The sequence below is a fragment of the Streptomyces sp. NPDC006510 genome, assembly GCF_040611955.1.
Taxonomy (GTDB): Bacteria; Actinomycetota; Actinomycetes; order Streptomycetales; family Streptomycetaceae; genus Streptomyces.
Genome location: NZ_JBEXPH010000014.1, coordinates 62,663 through 80,076 on the forward strand (window position 1 = coordinate 62,663; position 17,414 = coordinate 80,076).

A 17,414-nucleotide genomic window follows, 5' to 3' on the forward strand; every position below is an offset into this window, starting at 1 on the left:
CACCCTGATAGACAGTGCCGTCCGCGCCGACGTGGTTGACGGTCACCATCTTCTGACCGGTCCCGCTGCACGGGATGCAGGGGGTGTCGGTCATCGAGCCACTCCCATCACGCTGGTGCGCTGGACGGCGGAGGTGGGAGGCGGGGCGTAGCACGTGCCGTTGCAGTTCCAGCGGCCGCACAAGACGCATGCGTCGTCCGCTCCTCGCATGGTGATCTGGGGAGTGAGGAGCAGTACTGGCTGGCGGTCGTACCCGGGGGCCATCTCGGCGAGCGTGCAGCGGGCGCGGCGGCCGGCGGCCTGGGCGCGGTGGTCGCCGTCGGCCACCAGCTGGCGGACGAGGCGGTGGTACTGCTCGGTCTCGTCGGGCATGGGGCCGAGGTCGTTGTCTTTCTGTTCTTCGTCCTCGTACCACCCGGCGCGCGGGCGAGTTGCCATAATGGTCATGCGGATCAGCTCCTTGAGCCCTGTGGGATCCGTGCTGGCCCCTGGCACATATGGCGTGTGGAGCGCCGTGTCGGGGGCTCGCCCCTTTTTTCGGGGGCGGTGCGCGGTGGGGTCCTGTGGCCCCACGCCGACACCAGCCCCGAAGGGCTGGGGACGACGTGCAGCACAGGACGGGGTCAGGCCGCCGTGGACCAGGTCGTGTCGATGGTGCGGTCGCGGGCCTGGTCGGCTCGGGCCGCGGCGGTGAGCGCCAGAAGGTGCTGCCAGTCGGCCGCGGCAGCGGCGGCAAGGCGGCCGGGCTGGCGGATCTCACGGATGATGGCGAGCTCCTGGCCGGTGCGGCCGCCGCGGACCAGATTGCTGCTCGACCGGTCGCCGATGCCATCCCGCAGCGCGAGCTCCTCGCACGCCGCCCGGACCGGGCACCCGGTACAGATCTGCCGGGCGGCCGCTTGCTGCACCGACCAAGTCGCGGGCGACGAAAGGGGGTTGCGGTCGAACAGGTCGCGGTACCGCTGGTCGCCGCAGCGGGCGCTGGTGTCGACGGCGGCCTGGAGCACGGCGCGGCGGGCGAGGCGGGCGGCAGTAGGGGAGAACCGGGTGAGCGTCACGGTGGGTCCTTCCATCAGTGCGTGCGGGCAGAGTTGAACCCCCAGGCCAGGAGGCTTGGGGGTTCGGATCGTCGGGCTGTTTGAGCAGGCGGCCGGGGCTACCGGTTGACCTGCTTCTTGACCTGCTGCAGCTGGTGCTCGAGCAGCGTGATTGCACTCTCCAGATCGGCGCGCTCCCACGGGGTCAGCTTCGGGCTCAGCTGCTTGAGCTGCGCCTCCAGGGCGTCGTGGACACGCTGCATGTCGGCCCGGTGCACGCGCGGGAGCACCTTCCGCAACGATCGCCGATGGGTGCGGACATGATCCTGCTGCGCCGCACGCTGCTGCTCGGCGGCGCGGCGGTCGCGGAGCGCCTGCTGCTCGCGGGAGAGCACGGCGGTGGCCTCGAATTCACGGAGCCAGAGCTCGAGCTCGCGGGCCGTGCCGCATCGGCCGCCGGCCCCGCACGTCGCGCACGTGGCGCGGTGCGCGATGACCGTACGGCGGGCCCGGTCCAGCAGCGGCAACAGCAGGGCCCCGGCGGGGACGACCTGCTGCTCGCGGGTGACTGCGAGTTGGTGCACAGGGGCCGGTGCCATCGTCGACTTGGGCTTGGGGAGCACCTTGGTCGCGCGGCGGGACGCGGTGGTCGGGGCCGCCTCGGCCAGGTCGGTGCGCCAGTCGTTGACGTCGACGTCGATGTTGACGCGGCGGTTGGTGCCCTGCTGGCAGCGGGGCGATTCGGTGTTGCGGTAGCGCTTCGTGGAGTGCGGCACGAGCTTCGGCGTGCCGAGCATCCCGGTGATCGGCGTCCATCGCTCGCAGGACGGGCAGACGAGGCTTTCTTTACCCGGTGTCAGGTCGATGTGGGTGACCTTGAGGTCGGAGGCGACGATCGGCTGAAGGCTGCTGACGTTCCGTGTGCGGGTCTTACGGCGGCGCTTGCGGGCCTCGGGCTGTGCAAGGGGAGTGGTCATCAGGAGCTCCTCGTATTGGGGGAGAAGAGGTGCGTCGCGGTGGGCTCTCCGACCACCAGGCGTACGGCTGAGGCCGGCAGTCCTGGAGGACGGACAACGCATCAGCGATGCGATGCGATGTGCACGGGAGCGCTCGGTCAGAGGACCGATCCGGGGGATTTGGTCGAGCTATCAACCCCGGCCCTCCCCCATCGGGGCAAGGGCTCCTGCGGTGGTGCGGTGAGCAGGTGACACAGCAGCGGATTTCGCTAGTGAAATCTGCGACGAGCAAGACCGTACGCCAGTCCCCGCACCCCGTCAACCACTTCACTAGCGAAATCACACCGTCATCACGCGATTACGCCGTCACGCTTCGCGAGTACCGCTCACACAACGTCGCCACATTCCCAGGATTGCGACATTCGGTCAAGCGCATCCGGTGTCACATTCCCGGGATTGATGGGTTCTGTTCCCTAATCCCAGGATTGTGATTCACTGGATGCCGAGAAGGAGGTCGCCGGATGCCGCCGCCCAAGTGGAAAGCCCTTGCCGACGAGATCGCTGCGAAGATCACTAGTGGCGCGTACACGCCCGGGGATCGTTTGCCTAAGATCGAAGACTTGGTCAGCGCGGGGAAGGGCTCGAAATCAACAGTCCACGCCGCGTATAAGGCGTTGGAGGCTGATGGCCTCGTGATCGCATCCCGGGGCCACGGCACAGTCGTGCGGGAACGCACCACCTTGGCGACCGCCGCCGAACGCGAGCAGCGCAGCAAGATCACCGGGTCGTCGTGGAGGGCCGGGGAACGTTCCGACTCGCATATGGCAGGCTTCATCGCTGCGCCCGAAGACGTGGCCGAGGCTCTGGAGATTGAGCCTGGCGGATTGGTGCTACGGCGCAGCCGGACCTATCGCGACGAGCACGACGGCAGCGTCGTTAGCCACTCAACATCCTGGATTCCAGCGGGACTTGCCGAGGGACTGCCCGAACTCGCCATGGGGCGCCGGCTAAGTGGCGGCACGTCGATCGATCTGATCACGCGCCACACCGGCCGCCCGGTTGCCCGTCGGCACAGCTCCATGTGGGCCAGGACCACCACAGCCACCGATGCCGGGCTTCTTGAAATCCCCGAGGACACTCAGGCCGCAGTCATCGTCCTGACGGTCCGGATCATCGACACCAGCGGCTTGACGATCGAGTACGGCGTCGACGTCGGCGGCCCCGGCCGCCGGTGGACCAAGGAAGAGGTCAGCGAATGATCCCCCTGCCCCTCGACGACACCCTCACCCATGTGCTGGAGCATCGCCTCGGCGCTCTCCTGCAGACAGAGCGCCTTGGCACCTTGGCCCCGGATCACAAGGTCGAAATGATCAGAATCACGCGGACGTTGGCGGGCCGAACCGGTTCGGCCAAGCTCGTCCTGATGGCCGGCCTCCCCGGCGCGGGGAAGACAACGCTGGCCCACAAGCTGGAGCAACAAGGCTTCCTGCGCCTGTGCCCCGATGAGAGGGTCTGGCGGAAGCACGGCCATTACGGGCGGGACTTCCCGCGTGGGCAGTACAAGGTTCGGGAACGCCCCATCCTGGCCGAGATCGCCGTCGAGCTGCGTGCCGCGCTGGGCGCCGGCCGGGACGTGGTCCTGGACCACGGGCTCTGGACCGGCGACGAGCGCCAAGAGTGGACCCGTATCGGCCAGGACGCAGGGGCCGTCGTGACGCTGGTGCACCTTCCCGGGAAGGTCGACGCCCTATGGAATCGGATCAAGCAGCGCAACGAGTCAACCTTCGACGACCCGAACGCGATGTACTTCAGTCGGGACGACCTGGAGCGCCACGCGAACCGTTTCGCCGCCCCCGGGGCCGATGAGCCGCACGTGGTCTACGACGGGTGTTTTGCATCAGTACTGACCGGGCTGACGCAGGGAAGTCGATGAGGACAACCAGAGGGAGAAGATTTCACTAGTGAAATCGTGTACTCTCTCAGCATGACTGCTCAAGATCGACGTCGCGTAGGCGCTCAGCAGATCGCTGACGACCTGCGCGCACAAATTGACTCCGGGCAGCTCAAGCCCGGAGACCGGCTCCCTCCCACTCGCGAGCTCACGGCCCGCTACGGCGTAACTGGCGAGACCATCCGGCAGGCGATCATCAAGCTGAAGTCCACCGGCCTGGTTCGGTCCCGACAGGGATCCGGCGTCTACGTTCGCGCCTGGCAGCCACTGGTCTATCGTCCGCAGGCAGAATTTCGTAAGAAGCTGCCGCACGTCGATGTCTTCCGGAGCCTCCTTGATGCCGAAGGCCGCGACGGGTCGCAGACGATCGAGATGCAGACACTGTTGCCGGATGAGCCCGTGCGTCGCCGCCTCCAGCTGACCGACGGCGAGTTGGTGGCGCTGCGCCGTCGCACCTCGTACGTGGATGGGGAGCCGTTCTACACCGACGACTCGTACGTACGGGCATCCCTGGTCGAGGGCAGCGAGTGGATGACCGAAGGCAGCGTCGCACGCGGGACCAACCAGGTCCTTGCGGAACTGGGGCACGAACTGGTCGAGGCGCTCGACGAGATCTACACCCGGATGCCGGGACCGCGCGAGGTTGAGCGGCTCGGGCTCGACGCCAAGAACCCGCTGCCAGTCGCCGAGCTGATTTCAACGGCTCACGACCGTGATGGTCAGCCGATCCAGGTCACCATCAATATCCTCCCGAGCGACAGGCACGTGATCGTCTACGAGCGGACCCGCCCCGTGTCCCAGGAGCCGTCCGAGGAGTCGAGCGCATGATCGTCGTACGCGCCGAGCCGGGCGACCTGACAAGACTCATCAAGTTCCGGACGGACACGGCGGATTGGCTGCGGCCGAAGGGAATCGACCAGTGGTCGCTTTCCTTCCCGCCCGAGCAGATAGCCGCGAGCATTGCCCGCGGCGAGGTCTACCTCTTCAAGGAGCACGTGGCCGCCGACGCCGCAGCAACCGTGACCCTGGACCGCGAGGCCGACGACCTGCTCTGGACTCACGAGGAGCGGCTCGATGAAGCCTTGTACGTGCACAAGCTGACAGTCGATCGCGCGCACGCGGGGACTGGCCTGGGAGGCCGGATCCTGGACTGGGCCGGGAATCGTGCAGCGCTAGCGGGCGCGCGCTGGCTCCGCCTTGACGCGTGGACCACGAACCCGCAGCTCCAGGCGTACTACCTCGACCAGGGCTTCCGGCACGTACGCACAGTAAACGACCCAGAAGTCGGCGGCTCGGGATGGGTAGCCCAACGGCCCGCGCGATCCGAATCCGGCTGGCCTGACGTCGACCTCACGGAAGGGCACGAAGCTTGAGCACCAGTCTGAACGCGCAAGCTACGGAGCTTCTACCGACGGTTCCGTCCGGTCCTGGGGCTAGGCTGTGGGAAATCGAAAACGGCGAAAGCCCCAGGATCGTGCAGAATCCCGGGGCCTTCAACGGAACTCGCCGTTCAGGCGACACCTGATGGGAGGTGATCGCGGGATGCAGAGTTCCCGCGTCGGACGATGTTCCCTCTCGCGATCACCCCGTCGGGCTGGCTTTGGACATGCGCCGACTCCACTCTCACTCGAAGGGGGTCGGGCATGACCTAACGGCCTCTGGCCGCGCGCGCCGAGAAGCGGACTACCAATCCGCTGGCCTCGCGCGGCCCGTCTACCGACCGGATTAACCACCCGCGTCGGCTGCTCAGATCCCGGTTCCCGCCGGTCCTGAGCCGCGGCTTATCAAGCCGCTCTCTGTATCCGGCCCCTTATCAGGGCCAATGCAGTACCCGCGGGCCCCCGCCAAGGGGCTTCGCGGTCGCAGTACCGAAGTACCGCTTCACCACCGAAGTGGCTTCACCGTTTCGAGGCCCCGCCAAGAGCTTCGAAACACCAGCACCAAGTCCACCAACGAAACGAAGGGAGATCGCTTCTGGGCCTTCGTACTGAGCCCGCTCCTCACGGAGGGGGCTACCCGACACATCCACACATCCGGTTTGGCCGGGCCCGAGGGCTCTGGCCGATCCAGCTATATGGAGAGCAGGTCGTTTCTCATAGTGCCTGAGAGTGGTGTCCCTTGTCAGCTTGACTGTGTCCGATTCACACCGGTTCGAGCCTCTGATGCTTCCCATGTGACGGGATTCGCGCACCGTCTTCGCCCTGTTCGCGGCATTAATCACGAAGATTCTTCCGGTTGGAGTGTCACACCAACGCCCTCGCCGGCACCTGTAGCAGGCGTGACAACCACTTCTGCTCCTGCCGCCCCGGCGGTCCCGCTCATGCGCCCGCTGACCGAGGTCATCGACATCTCCGTCGACGACGGTCCGCAGCGTCGGCTGCGGTTGGCACCGGCGCGAGTCAGGGCTCGCAAGGACGGTTTCCCGTGTGGCGGGGCCCGTTTGAAGGTTCCTGCCCACTGGGCGGGAGCAGCTGGCGCTCTCGGCGGGGGTGTCCGCTTTAGCGCATATACCGGGCGCATGGCAGTGATGAGCATGGTTGCCCCCGTCTTCGTGGGGGTCCGGTGAGTGCCGTGGCGGCGGAGGCCGCTGGTGGATTTCTGCCGGGGCCTCGCTCTGTCAGGACGTCTCTTGGTCCTGTTCCGGCGCCGGTGCGTGGTCCGGGTCATCCGTTGGCGCTGGGCTCGGATGCCCAGGCCCGGCTGGGTGGCGCGGTGCGTGCGTTGCTGGGCGCGGGCGGTCTGGAGGGCGAGCTGGACTCGGTCCGGCTGGCTGTGATCGTGCTGGCGTCGAGGACGCCTTCGGAGACGGGTGAGGTGGTGATCCGCACGGGTGAGCTGGGCCGGTGGATCGGCCTGTCGAAGTCTCGCACCGCCAGCTCGGTCGTGCCGGGCCTGCGCCGGTCCGGGATGGTCGAAGTGGAAACGGAGCCGGGCGAGTTCGGGCAGGACGATGCCCTGCGGTGCCGACTGCTGCCTATGTGGGAAGCCCATGGGGTGGTCGGGCACCCGCTGCACCTGAAGAAGAGCGAGCTGGCAACGCTGCTCCGGCTGTTGGAGGCCGTGATGGCACCGGGCTGGACGCATCGGGACGGTCGGGTGACTGCGGCCGGGCTGATCGCGGGCCGTACGGGCCGTGGTGCGGCGACGGACCGGCTGGCGCTGCTGCTGCTGGTACTGGAGGCGCGGGAGACAGGCCGGGTGGGTCTGTGCGGCGGCGTGGTGGACACGCGGCGCGGTCGGCCGGCGGCGACCCTGGCCCGACTGCTGGGCTGTTCAGCCTCGGCCGCGGAGCAGGTGCTGGAGCGGCTGGAGGTCCGGGGTCTGGTGCGGCGGCCGCGGGTGCGGACGGCGTCTGGTCTCGGGCACCGGTCGCGGCTGTTGGTGCCGGCGGTGGCCGCCGCGCACGCACCCAAGGGTGTCACCGGCGATGCCCGGAAGGGGCATGCGAAGACCGCGAAGCCCGAGTTTTCAGGCCCCGTTGTTACGGCAGGGGCTGATGAGGCCCCTTGGGTTGAAGAGGAATCGCACGTCAGCGAGGCGGAGGGGGGCGTGGGAGCGGAAACTGGAGGCCCCGGCGTTACGGCAACCCTTCACACTGATCACTCTCCCGTGGTTACTCCCGTAGTTCCCCCGCAGCCCTCTGGTGGCTTTTCCGGCGAAGGCCGCGGGGGTGGAGGCCGTCGGCCGGAGCGCGCGTGCATGCGCGAGGACCAGGCCGTCGACAGCGAGGACGCCGCTGCCGGTTCGGCGTCGCCGGTGGCTGAGGGCGGCCCGCTTCGCGGGGAACAGCCCAAGGAGTCCCGGGTCGATGAACAGGTGGGGCAGCGTGCTGCCGGGGCTGGTGCCGGTGGCCGGCCGAAGGCCGTGGGTGGTGGAAAGGCGCAGCAGCAGCGGAGGGTGGGCCTTCCGGCTGATCTTCGTCTGCGGGTGGCCCTGGGGCCGGTGGCCTGGCTCTGGGAGCGGCTGAGTGGCTGGCAGCAAGACCAGGTGGAGGCGGCCGCGAAGACAGAGCTGGCCCGCCTGGAGGGCTTGCTGGCGCTGCCGGGTGCCGCGCCGCGGTTGCTGGCCGACCGGCTGGCCGACCGGCTGGCGGAGACCGGCGGCGAGGCCATGGTCACCGGCCCGTACGGGTGGCTGATTGGGCGGGGCCTGGTGCAGCGTCAGGCGTGCTCGGACCGTCGGTGCGATGACGGGATCCGGCTGGACACCGGGACCGGGTGTGAGAACTGCGGCAACGTGATCCACACCCGGCGGGCCCGTCGTGCCCAGGTTGCCGCGGAGGTCGACCGCGACCAGCCTGGCCTCGCCGACACCGAGCGCAGCCGGGTCATCGAGGACCGGCTCCGCGAGCTCGCCGCGATCGATGCGGAGGACTTCGTGTGGCGCCGCGAGCAGGCTGCGGCCGAGCGGGCCCGCCGGGACGAGGCCCGTGCCGCTGCCCAGAAACAGGCACAACGCGAACGCCAGGCGGCGGCCGCCGCCGACACGGCCCGCCAGGTCCTCCCATGCGAGGACTGTGGGCAGCAGTGGTCGGCCGGGCTGTGCGAGGCGTGCGGCTACCGGCGCCGAACCGAGACCCTGATCGTGGAGGCCGGGATGATCGCGGCCACCTGGGTCGCCGACCTGACCGACCCGGCCGCCGTCACCGCCGTCGCCGCCGACGTACGAGCACACCTGACCACCGCCGTCGAGGCCGCCACCCACCAGTTCCTGGGGCTGATGGAGCCAGGCGACCTGGAGGCAGAGCCGGTCGCCGCGGCGTCCGCGCTCGCCTTCACCGCGCTCCAAGTTGTCGAGCAGGCACTGCCGGAGTACCGCACCAGCGCGCTGGGACGGCTCGGCCGGACCTCGGAAGCCGAGGCGGAGGCCCGGCGGGCGTACAAGACCGAGCAGGGCCGCCGCTGGTTCCAGCACAACCCGACCGGTGCGGACGCCGTTGCCGCCGCGACCAGGGAAGCGGAGGCTGCACGGGAGCGCACCGCCGAACACCTGCTCGCGAAGCGACTGGAGCAGCTACACGAGCAGGCCGCCCGCCCCGAGACGGCCACGGCCGCGCCGTGGACGGACCGGCTGCCCGAGCTCGCCGCGCGCCCGCTGGACGACGACACGGCCGGGGCGGTGATCGCGTGAGTACCGAGCTGAGCGGCGTCGACCTCGCGCGCCAGGCCCTGGTCGCGGCCCGGGAAGCGGCCAAGAAGAACGGCACCACCAGCAAGAAGCCGAAGCGGCGCACCGGCGCCGCCGTACGGCGCGACGGGCGCGAGCCGCTCGGACTCGGCAGCGCGATCAGCCGGATGATGACCGAGCGCGGCATGGTTGCCCCGACCGCCGGCGGAAGCGTCCTCGCCCACTTCGACACCATCCTCGCCGCAGCCGCGCCCGAACTCGCCGGGCGCGCCCAGGCCGTGGCGTTCGACGCGGACACCGGCCGCCTGGATGTCGTCCCCGACGCCCCGGCCTGCGGCACGAAGCTGCGCTGGAGCGCGCCGAAACTGATCGCGGCGGCCAACGAGCGAGTGCCGAACGCGAACGTCCGCGCCCTGCACGTCCTGGCGCCCGCGCTCATGAAGGCCGGCCCCGCCACGGAGGCCGCCGCCCCGGCCCCACAGCCGACCGCACTCGCCGCGCTGGTGGAGCGCCGCACCCCGTCGGACGGGTACCGCCGTGCCATCAAGGCGCACCGCGCCGCCACACCGGCACCACGGGTAGACACGGCCATCGACCGGGCGGTGGAGCGGCAGACCGCCGCGATGCGCGCACTCAGCCGCCGGGCATTCCCAGAACCGCCAGGAGAGCCTGCCCCCGACCGGGCAGGCCCGCGCCCCGCGTCGGTGAAGCCCATTGCTGAGGCCGGCAACAGCCCACAGTTCATCCCCGTCCTGAAGAAGGTGCGGGTGCGCGGGCCTGTCGGCCGTCCCCGTACCCGGCCGGACGCGGTCGCCGGAGACAAGGCCTACTCGTCTCGCGGCAACCGTGCCCACTTGCGCAAACGCCGTATCAAGGCGGTCATTCCGGAGAAGAAGGACCAGGCCGCCAACCGGAAGAAGAAGGGCAGTGGGGGCGGCAGGCCCGTCAGTCACGACACCGAGCTCTACAAGGAACGGAACACCGTCGAGCGGGCGATCAACAGGATGAAGGCATGGCGAGGCATTGCGACCCGCTACGACAAGACCCCGGGGAGCTACCTCGCCGGCCTCCACCTCCGCGCCTCGATGATCTGGATCAAGGACCTCACACGAGCAGCCCCTTGATCACAACCAAATACGCTCCCTAGTAGTACTTCGTTAGGTTGATTTGATCTTGGATTTTGGGTCAGGCATGCTGCTCGTGTGGACTTGGGGGAGATCGAGCAACTCCGGGGCGAGCTGGCCGCGTTCGTGGCTGAGGTGTTCGCGTCCGTGCCGCGTCGGGATCAGCGGGCGAAGGGTGACTGCTATCTGCGTGGGTTGATGCTGGACGGCCGGAGGAAGTCGATCCAGCCGATGGCCGCGCGGTTGCCGGACGGTGACATGCAAGCCTTGCAGCAGTTCGTGAACCAGTCGCCGTGGGACCACGCCGCGGTGTTGCGGGCGGTGGCCGTCAAGACGGTCCCGGTAGTCGATCCTGAGGTGTGGGTGATCGACGACGTGTCGTTCCCCAAGGACGGGAAGATGTCGGTGGGGGTGGCCCGGCAGTGGTGCGGGGCGCTGGGCAAGCAGTCCAACTGCCAGGTTGCGGTGAGTCTGCATGCCGCGTCCGACACCGCCTCCGTGCCGATCTCGTGGCGGCTTTTCGTGCCGCAGCAGTGGCAGGACGACACCGCGCGTCGGTCCAGGGCCGGCATCCCTGAGGAAGTGGGGCACCGGGAGAAGTGGCGGCTGGCCCTGGACCTGATCGACGAGGCGGTCTCCTGGGGCCTTGCGCCGCAGGTGATTGTCGCGGATGCCGGGTACGGACAGAACAACGCATTCCGGCAGGCTCTGACCGACCGTGGCCTGGACTTCGTCGTCGCGGTGCGGGCGGATGAATCCGCCCACCCGTACGACGCTGTGCCCACCGCGCCCGCCTGGAGCGGGAACGGACGCAAGCCCGCCGCCCGCTACCGCACCAAGGCGCTCTCGCTGAAAGGCCTGGCTGCCGAATCCGGTCGCAAGGCCTATCGGCAGGCGACCTGGCGCAAAGGTTCCCAAGGTCCGATGCGCTCGAGATTCCGGGTGCAGAATGTGCGTCCGGCCGGTGTCGCAGCCCGCACTCATGCGATGGCCCAGGCGGGAGGCTCTTCCGCCTGGGGCGGGGTTCTGCCCGCCCTGGCCCTGCTCAGCGAATGGCCCACCGGCCAGAAGACGCCCACTGAGTACTGGCTGACCAGCCTGCCCGCCGACACCCCGCTGCGATACCTGGTCCGGCTGGCAAAGATGCGCTGGCGGATCGAGCACGACTACCGCGAGATGAAACACGGCCTGGGCCTGGACCACTTCGAAGGCCGTACCTGGCGTGGCTGGCACCACCACGCCGCCCTGGTCACCGCAGCTCACGCCTTCCTCACCCTCCGACGCCTCGACCCAAAAGCCCAAGCGCCGGCCTGACCTCCTACCAGGTCCTCGACACGCTCCAGGACCACATACGCGCATGGACCGGCACATGCCCCACCTGCCACCGCGACATACCCACTCCAGCCCCGCCAGAACACCACCCAAGCCAGCCAACCTAACGAAGTACTACTAGTAGAGCGTCAGGCAGCTGGCTCGGTCGTTGATTCCTGTCGGGACGTTGACTGTGGGCCCGTAGGCGCCGTACTGCCCAAGGAGGTTGTAACAACCAGTGGTGCCGTAGGTGTCGAACAGTTGCATGGTGGCGCCGCTCCTGTTCCAGAGCGAGCTGATCTTGTTGTTCATGTCGTAGTTGGCGAGGTTGAAGGTGCCGACCGAGGGCACCACCCACAGCTGCGGTGTGCCGTTCGTGCTCTGGAATACGCACGCCTGGCCGTGCAGGCAGTTGTTCCACTCCTCCGCCCCGGTCGTACCGCTTATCTTGATCGGCTGGATCGACACCACAGCGTCGGCCGCCTTGCTCTCGGAGGGCGTTTGGGCTGCAGCCGTCCCGGTCGCAGACGCGAGAACCATCGCGACCGCTGCCAGAGCAATACGCTTGCGCATCAGATGAACCTCCTGTCGGCACGTGCGGTGTGCACGTGAGTCCTCATATCGTGATGCTCCGCAGGTCTGTGAGGTTGGGCGCCAGCGCACGGCGAGTATGCATTCAGCGCGGAGACTGCGCCGCCGATATTTCGTGGCGGAACTGCCTGGGGGTCGCGCCGTAGGCTCTCTTGAACACGCGGCTGAACTCTGCCGGGCTGGTGAACCCCCATTGCGCGGCGAGCACACCGATCGGCTGCTGCCGCAGGACGGGGGCGGCGAGGGCTTCCCGGCAGCGTTCCAGCCGCCGTCGCCGTACTGTCGCCATGACGCTCTCCGCCTCGTTGCTGAACAGCTGGTGCAGGGCGCGGACCGATATGTGGTGCTGTGCGGCGATGGCAGTTGGGGTGAGTCCTGGATCGCTGAGGTTCGCCTCGATGAACGCGTCGATCCTCGCCACCAGGGCTCGGCGCCGTGTCTCGGCCGGGAGGAGGTTACCTGCGTCCAGATGCCCTGCGAGGAACGCGGCCGCCAGGTCAACGGCAATCGGGCCGAGGCGCTGGTTCTCAGCTGTGGGCTGATCCGCGGCCTGACCGAGAGTAGAGCCCATGAAATGCCGCAGCAGAGAGCCTGTGGCGCTGCGTGTGGACAACGGGCGGGCGAGCAGTCGGTCCGTCTGATCACTGGGCAGGGGAAATGAGGCTCGGGGCAGTCGGAGAATCGTGACGACAGCGCGCGGCCCGAAGTCCGGGAACGTTGCCTCCAGCGGATGCGACATGTTGAACAACACCAGCTCACCAGCATCAACGGCCACGCTCTCGCGCTGCTGGGCCACCTGCATGGGGACGCGCTGAATGAGTCCCAGCATGTAAGTCTCGGGGCCGGGGCCATCACGCCGAATGTGCCTGAGGGTACGAACGGCGTCCAGAGGGGGAAAGGAGAACCCCGCCAGCTGTGCAGCGCCAAGGTCAGTGCTCACGACCCGTGCGGTGAAGTCCCTGGCGTAGGGGCTGGCCAATGAGAGCGGGGCGATCCGCTGACATACGACGTCGATGTACCAGCCAAAGCGATCACGCGCGGGGAGCGCACTGTTCGACAACGAGAACACGGATGTGGCGGCGTCAGATTTCGGCACGTTGCCTATGGTCGAGATTCGGAGACCGGCATGGACAGCAGGTCTTCAGCCATGTCGAAGCCGCCAACCCACGACCAGGTGGCGGTCGCTGCCGAACTGGCCAAGCAGGAACAACTGCAGCAGGCCGGAGGCAGTGACTACCTGAACGCCGTGGCGAGCGGGCTTGCTGGACGCAGTGCCACTTGGCTGAGGCAGGCCGAGCGCGTCCAGGCGCTCGCCGTCCTCCGACGCGTCAAAGAGGCCGCCGTCCACATTGAGGACTTGGCCACCGCCAACCGCAGCGCGTGACCGCCAATACGAACCGACTCACGGAGACCCATGACGGACCAGAACGCTCAGCAAGCGAAGTCCACCTCAACTCAACTCATCGAACTGTTGGCCCCACCTGCTACCGGATGCACTACCACGTTCGAGCTCAGCCAGTATCTGGAACTGGTAGGCCAGGTCTCAAGCATGCTGACGCGCGGGCTGCGGGAGGCAACCCGGGGAGCCCTCTACGGAGGGGCGGAGTCAGGACTCCGTGTCAACGAGATCAGTGATCACCTTGCCATGGAGATCCAACGGACGCGCTCCGATGCTCAGGAGCTACTCATCTTGGTAAAGCATGTAGCCGATCTGACCGCTTCAATCGGAGACGCCGCCCTTCTCGCCTCCGTGAAGTTTGAGCAACACCATGACGTTGCTGTCCGATATGCCGTCTCCCAGATCGAGAAGCGGTCAGATAAGTGAGCCGCTCTGCGCCCCAGACCGACAACGGACCGGGGCGCACGGGGACAGAGGTTTGGCCCTATGCGGGTGTCCAGGGCGGGTCCGGCGTGATGTTGATGGCTCCGCAGTTCCAGCCATCCCATTCGTCAGGGTTCGGCACGGTCGCCTCGGCCGCTGCCTCGGTACTACTCGCTCCAGAAACCAGCTGGCGTCCCGTACACCAGGAAGTCCGCATCGCAGCGCCAGCTCGTACGCCTACAGCAGGCGAAGTTCGAGCAGCAGGTCACACTGGAGGCTTCGGCTTCACCGCCTCCTCGAAACTGCCCGCCGCCCAGATCCGAGACCTGGGAGCCCTGCGCGGGCTGCACGCCGGTGAGTCGGTCATCCTCTTCGCCCCCGTCAGTGTTTGGCAGGACCCACATCGCCCAGGCGCTCGGCCACCTCGCCGTCCGCCACGGCGCCCACGTCCGCTTCGCCAAGACCAGCCGCATCCTCGCCTACCTGGCCGGCAGCCACGCGGACCGCACCTGGGAGAAACGGATCCGCGAACTCGTCCGCCCCGACGTACTCACCCTCGACGACTTCGCCATGCGACAGCTGTCCACAGCCCAGGCCGACGACCTCTACGAGCTCGTCTCCGAGCGGCAGGGACGCTCGCTGATCATCACCAGCAACAGGGCGCCCGGGGTGATCGAGCCGCCCGTGAGAGTCAGCAGTCAGGCACAGGCGCGGTGACTTGGCCGCGGTGTGAGACTTGCAGCATGGACATGGGGCGTGAGTCGCGGTGGGAAAAGGACGCAATGGCGGTGGAGATCGTTTTTGCCCTGGTGACTGCCGCCGTGCTGGCTGGGGTGATTTTTGCCGTTGCCTGGACTCTTACCCTGGCCCTTGACCTCTCTGGTTCGACAGAGAAAGGCGTGTTGGCAGGGGGCGCACTGCTTGGAGCGATGGCCGGAGTGTGGCGTCTGGTACGGGTTCTGCTTCGGTTCGACGAGCAGCGCCGGATGGGCCACTGACTACGGGCCTTCCCGGAAAGCGCCCGGGGGACGAGACGCAGACCGGCCGCGAATCATCGGTTTGGGTATGCGCCCGCCGACACGGCGTGGCTCGGGGCGGGTGGCCATCGGGTGCTCCGGGAATCAGCGGCTGGAGTCGGAGATGCCGGAGACGAGCTGGCCCAGGCGGAAGGCTTCGTGCTCGACGACGAGGGGTTCTTGTTTGGGGACTGCGTAGCGGGTGACGTCGCCTTCGGTGACGCCGCGGAATGCGGCGAGGGCCTCCCGCTGGGTGCGGGTGGAGCCGTTGGCCCAGTAGGTGAGGTCGGCGGTGAGGGTGTCGGCGACGAGGATGCCGTGGTCGCCGCCGGTCAGGGCCGGGAGCCGGCGGAGCTGGCTGCGGGCGATGGCGGCGCTGACATCGCTCATCCGGGCATTGGTGCCCACCGGAGTCGGAGCGATGACCACGCCCGGTGGGCACCGCGCTGCGACCGGAAGGGGCAGCGGGGCGTCAGGTCTGGTGTCGAGTGGGGTCGAATCCGTGGTGCAGGTAGAGGGTGGTGTTGTGGGTCAGCGCGCGGGCGCAGGCGTGGAGGCGGCGGGCCATGTGCGGTGGGAGGAGGGTGTCCCACTCGTCGGGTGCCGCCAGCTTCCACGCGGTGATCTCGTCGGTGTCCAGGTGCACCCGCTGCTGCGCCTCTTCCTCGGTGATCAGACCACCGTCGAAGATGAAGTTGACCAGCGGGGGGCGGCCGTCGGGCTGCTCGGGCACCCAGTCGACGATCAGCAGCTGGCCCGGCGTGAGGTCCATGCCCAGCTCTTCCTTGACTTCGCGCTGGACTGCTTGCCGCGGGTCCTCGCCCAGGTCCAACCCGCCGCCGGGGACCTCCCAGCCGTCACCGTAGGACGTTTTGACCAGGAGGACCCGGCCGGCGGCGTCGTGGATGCCTGCTCCTGCCCCACCAATGATCTTGGGGAGGGTGGCGTAGTACTCGGCGGGAGGCAGATGCGCAGTGCTCATGGAGCGGGACGCTATCCGTGCCGTTCGCAGGGCTCGGAGAGCATCAGCTGTCTGGCACAGAACAGTGACAAACTGGTGTGTTTCTCACTCCAGTGGCACAGGCTGGGGCTCGGCGGCCAGTTCGTCGCCGTCGCGCCGGTGGGTCTGCGGGCAGTCGGTACAGCGCAGCGCCGCGTCCAGACGGTGGCCGCACCGGCATACCCAGCCGACCTGTCGGGCGGGGTTCCCGATGACCAGGCCGTGGGCGGGGACGTCGCGCATGATGACTGCACCGAGCGCGACCAGGGCGTGCGGGCCGACGGTGACGCCGGGCGCGATGACGGCCGCAGCCCCGATCGTGGCCCCGGTACCGATGGTGACGGGGTGACGGTTCCAGTCCTCGGGGCCCTTGCGCCGCCCGTCGGGGGTGGTGGCCCGCGGGGTGAGATCCTCCAACAGGAGCGCGCCGGGGCAGATCATTACCTCGTCGCCCACGTCCGCACCGAACACACCTGCGTAGTTCCCGAAAGCACGAGACTTGGCAGGGCTCAGTATCAGTCGGCAGACCCGACCCGACGCGGTACGAGCGTCGGCGACCAGCCCGCTGTGATGTCTCGGCCGCGACGGCAGGAGCACTACTCCGGCAGCAGTCCCGTCTCCGGCGTGCAGATCGTGTGTGGGCGTCCACCCCGCCATGCCACTGATCAAGCAGCCGCCGACGTGGCCGCGTTCCTCGGCGCAACCACCACTTCCGCATGGGACAGCCCAGATAGGACTGTGGCTCCGCCTATTGGCGGAGCCACAGTCAGGGAGAGATGCAACAAGACTCAGCGCCGTCACTGAGAGTGATTTGCTTGGATCAGTTCCGCGTACAACGCTTGCGGATCACTCGAAAAAATTCGCAGACCACGGCCACAGTGCAGATGACGAAGATTGATTGCTGAGCTATGGAGGCATAGCCAGACCCCTCAGGGGTATCCAGAGCCATCCCTCCTACCAGGAGCCAACACCCCAAGAGGGCAAGGATTCCCTTGCTGTCATTCTCCCGCATCAGAATCGTCCTCGCCACGACCGGTATGTGTACCGGGGATACCAGCGCGGGGTGAAACTGTTGTGCACGTATGCAAGCCCATTCCACGCAAACCTTTTGGCATGCCGGTAGGTGTTTCGCCCGTACCAGTAGGTGTCAGCAACGCTGGCTACACCGGTAGCGTTCCATAGGCACTTAGCCTTGCCCCATCCGCCCCTGCAAGATCGCCGAATATTGCGAAGTTTCCAGGCGCTCTTAGCTGAACTGCGCCCCCAGCCCCCCGGCGAGAATCCGAGGCCGAAATTTACGGCTGAGTGCAGCATGTCAGCGCTTGCGTGTCGTTGCCGGTGCTTCCGCCATTTCCTCACCCCGTGCACCGGGTTCCACCAGGCTCGTCCGTCGAGGTCGTATTGGTTGGTGGGGTCGCCGGGGTAGGCGTAGCGGTTGTCTCCGCCTCCGTATACGGGGTCGGTGGAGAGGAAGCGTCC

General features: G+C 67.8%; 17 protein-coding genes and 2 pseudogenes. 11 read left to right on the top strand and 8 right to left on the bottom strand.

Features of this window, described 5'->3' with window-relative positions; all coding sequences use genetic code 11:
* Window positions 1-90: 90 nt before the first annotated feature.
* The 3 genes from ABZY11_RS07420 to ABZY11_RS07430 all read right to left on the bottom strand — a co-directional run bounded on the left by ABZY11_RS07420 (window position 91) and on the right by ABZY11_RS07430 (window position 2,014).
* The gene (locus ABZY11_RS07420) at window positions 91-447 is read right to left on the bottom strand and encodes a hypothetical protein (protein WP_356478201.1); all 357 of its coding nucleotides are present in this window, start codon (window positions 445-447) and stop codon (window positions 91-93) included.
* A 176-nt stretch (window positions 448-623) separates the two neighbouring features.
* A complete protein-coding gene (locus ABZY11_RS07425) occupies window positions 624-1,058 on the bottom strand; it encodes a WhiB family transcriptional regulator (RefSeq protein ID WP_356478202.1) in 435 nt (144 codons plus the stop codon).
* Between the two features lie 98 nt (window positions 1,059-1,156).
* On the bottom strand, window positions 1,157-2,014 hold the full coding sequence (locus ABZY11_RS07430) for a hypothetical protein (protein ID WP_356478203.1): 858 nt from the start codon (window positions 2,012-2,014) through the stop codon (window positions 1,157-1,159).
* Window positions 2,015-2,514: 500 nt separating this feature from the next.
* Here ABZY11_RS07430 and ABZY11_RS07435 point away from each other — a divergent pair, with 500 nt between their 5' ends.
* From ABZY11_RS07435 to ABZY11_RS07465, 7 genes and pseudogenes are all read left to right on the top strand, one after another.
* Window positions 2,515-3,252, top strand: a complete 738-nt coding sequence (locus tag ABZY11_RS07435) for a GntR family transcriptional regulator (RefSeq protein WP_356478204.1) — start codon at window positions 2,515-2,517, stop codon at window positions 3,250-3,252.
* Complete coding sequence (locus tag ABZY11_RS07440; RefSeq protein ID WP_356478205.1) at window positions 3,249-3,926, top strand: AAA family ATPase; 678 nt, start codon at window positions 3,249-3,251, stop codon at window positions 3,924-3,926. The genes ABZY11_RS07435 and ABZY11_RS07440 overlap by 4 nt, the downstream gene beginning before the upstream one ends.
* Before the next feature lie 51 nt (window positions 3,927-3,977).
* Entirely contained in the window at window positions 3,978-4,772 is a 795-nt protein-coding gene (locus tag ABZY11_RS07445) for a GntR family transcriptional regulator (RefSeq protein ID WP_356478206.1), read from the top strand.
* Window positions 4,769-5,317, top strand: a complete 549-nt coding sequence (locus ABZY11_RS07450) for a GNAT family N-acetyltransferase (RefSeq protein ID WP_356478207.1) — start codon at window positions 4,769-4,771, stop codon at window positions 5,315-5,317. Before ABZY11_RS07445 ends, ABZY11_RS07450 begins: the two co-directional genes overlap by 4 nt.
* A gap of 1,297 nt (window positions 5,318-6,614) precedes the next feature.
* Window positions 6,615-9,074 carry a hypothetical protein gene (locus tag ABZY11_RS07455; RefSeq protein WP_356478208.1) on the top strand — a complete coding sequence of 820 codons (2,460 nt, stop codon included), beginning with the start codon at window positions 6,615-6,617 and terminating at the stop codon, window positions 9,072-9,074.
* Between the two features lie 716 nt (window positions 9,075-9,790).
* Window positions 9,791-10,195: pseudogene (locus ABZY11_RS07460) on the top strand (transposase); the annotation flags it as partial.
* Window positions 10,196-10,273: 78 nt separating this feature from the next.
* Complete coding sequence (locus ABZY11_RS07465; RefSeq protein WP_189548265.1) at window positions 10,274-11,509, top strand: IS701 family transposase; 1,236 nt, start codon at window positions 10,274-10,276, stop codon at window positions 11,507-11,509.
* A 135-nt stretch (window positions 11,510-11,644) separates the two neighbouring features.
* On the opposite strand, the gene ABZY11_RS07470 is transcribed toward ABZY11_RS07465, so the two are convergent.
* Together ABZY11_RS07470 and ABZY11_RS07475 are read right to left on the bottom strand one after the other, a co-directional pair.
* Window positions 11,645-12,079 (bottom strand): peptidase inhibitor family I36 protein, encoded by a 435-nt coding sequence (locus ABZY11_RS07470; RefSeq protein WP_356478209.1) that lies wholly within the window; start codon window positions 12,077-12,079, stop codon window positions 11,645-11,647.
* 103 nt (window positions 12,080-12,182) lie between these two features.
* Entirely contained in the window at window positions 12,183-13,193 is a 1,011-nt protein-coding gene (locus ABZY11_RS07475) for a helix-turn-helix domain-containing protein (protein ID WP_356478210.1), read from the bottom strand.
* A gap of 51 nt (window positions 13,194-13,244) precedes the next feature.
* Here ABZY11_RS07475 and ABZY11_RS07480 point away from each other — a divergent pair, with 51 nt between their 5' ends.
* From ABZY11_RS07480 to ABZY11_RS07495, 4 genes are all read left to right on the top strand, one after another.
* Window positions 13,245-13,481 (top strand): hypothetical protein, encoded by a 237-nt coding sequence (locus ABZY11_RS07480; protein ID WP_356478211.1) that lies wholly within the window; start codon window positions 13,245-13,247, stop codon window positions 13,479-13,481.
* A gap of 30 nt (window positions 13,482-13,511) precedes the next feature.
* Complete coding sequence (locus ABZY11_RS07485; RefSeq protein WP_356478212.1) at window positions 13,512-13,922, top strand: hypothetical protein; 411 nt, start codon at window positions 13,512-13,514, stop codon at window positions 13,920-13,922.
* 381 nt (window positions 13,923-14,303) lie between these two features.
* Window positions 14,304-14,636 carry an ATP-binding protein gene (locus ABZY11_RS07490; protein WP_356478213.1) on the top strand — a complete coding sequence of 111 codons (333 nt, stop codon included), beginning with the start codon at window positions 14,304-14,306 and terminating at the stop codon, window positions 14,634-14,636.
* 26 nt (window positions 14,637-14,662) lie between these two features.
* The gene (locus ABZY11_RS07495) at window positions 14,663-14,917 is read left to right on the top strand and encodes a DUF6332 family protein (protein WP_356478214.1); all 255 of its coding nucleotides are present in this window, start codon (window positions 14,663-14,665) and stop codon (window positions 14,915-14,917) included.
* A gap of 165 nt (window positions 14,918-15,082) precedes the next feature.
* On the opposite strand, the pseudogene ABZY11_RS07500 reads toward ABZY11_RS07495, so the two are convergent.
* The 3 genes and pseudogenes from ABZY11_RS07500 to ABZY11_RS07510 all read right to left on the bottom strand — a co-directional run.
* Window positions 15,083-15,295, bottom strand: a pseudogene (locus ABZY11_RS07500) (gfo/Idh/MocA family oxidoreductase); the annotation flags it as partial.
* 112 nt (window positions 15,296-15,407) lie between these two features.
* A complete protein-coding gene (locus tag ABZY11_RS07505) occupies window positions 15,408-15,917 on the bottom strand; it encodes an NUDIX hydrolase (RefSeq protein WP_356478215.1) in 510 nt (169 codons plus the stop codon).
* Between the two features lie 84 nt (window positions 15,918-16,001).
* Entirely contained in the window at window positions 16,002-16,391 is a 390-nt protein-coding gene (locus tag ABZY11_RS07510; RefSeq protein ID WP_356478216.1) for a hypothetical protein, read from the bottom strand.
* Window positions 16,392-17,414 lie beyond the last annotated feature (1,023 nt).

What these genes read in the sequence shown, in the direction of transcription:
- ABZY11_RS07480 (WP_356478211.1), top strand. Translation starts at nt 13,245, where the DNA reads ATGTCGAAGCCGCCAACCCACGACCAGGTGGCGGTCGCTGCCGAACTG.
- ABZY11_RS07430 (WP_356478203.1), bottom strand. Translation starts at nt 2,014, where the DNA reads ATGACCACTCCCCTTGCACAGCCCGAGGCCCGCAAGCGCCGCCGTAAG.
- ABZY11_RS07445 (WP_356478206.1), top strand. Translation starts at nt 3,978, where the DNA reads ATGACTGCTCAAGATCGACGTCGCGTAGGCGCTCAGCAGATCGCTGAC.
- ABZY11_RS07485 (WP_356478212.1), top strand. Translation starts at nt 13,512, where the DNA reads ATGACGGACCAGAACGCTCAGCAAGCGAAGTCCACCTCAACTCAACTC.
- ABZY11_RS07435 (WP_356478204.1), top strand. Translation starts at nt 2,515, where the DNA reads ATGCCGCCGCCCAAGTGGAAAGCCCTTGCCGACGAGATCGCTGCGAAG.
- ABZY11_RS07420 (WP_356478201.1), bottom strand. Translation starts at nt 447, where the DNA reads ATGACCATTATGGCAACTCGCCCGCGCGCCGGGTGGTACGAGGACGAA.
- ABZY11_RS07440 (WP_356478205.1), top strand. Translation starts at nt 3,249, where the DNA reads ATGATCCCCCTGCCCCTCGACGACACCCTCACCCATGTGCTGGAGCAT.
- ABZY11_RS07450 (WP_356478207.1), top strand. Translation starts at nt 4,769, where the DNA reads ATGATCGTCGTACGCGCCGAGCCGGGCGACCTGACAAGACTCATCAAG.
- ABZY11_RS07495 (WP_356478214.1), top strand. Translation starts at nt 14,663, where the DNA reads ATGGACATGGGGCGTGAGTCGCGGTGGGAAAAGGACGCAATGGCGGTG.
- ABZY11_RS07505 (WP_356478215.1), bottom strand. Translation starts at nt 15,917, where the DNA reads ATGAGCACTGCGCATCTGCCTCCCGCCGAGTACTACGCCACCCTCCCC.
- ABZY11_RS07470 (WP_356478209.1), bottom strand. Translation starts at nt 12,079, where the DNA reads ATGCGCAAGCGTATTGCTCTGGCAGCGGTCGCGATGGTTCTCGCGTCT.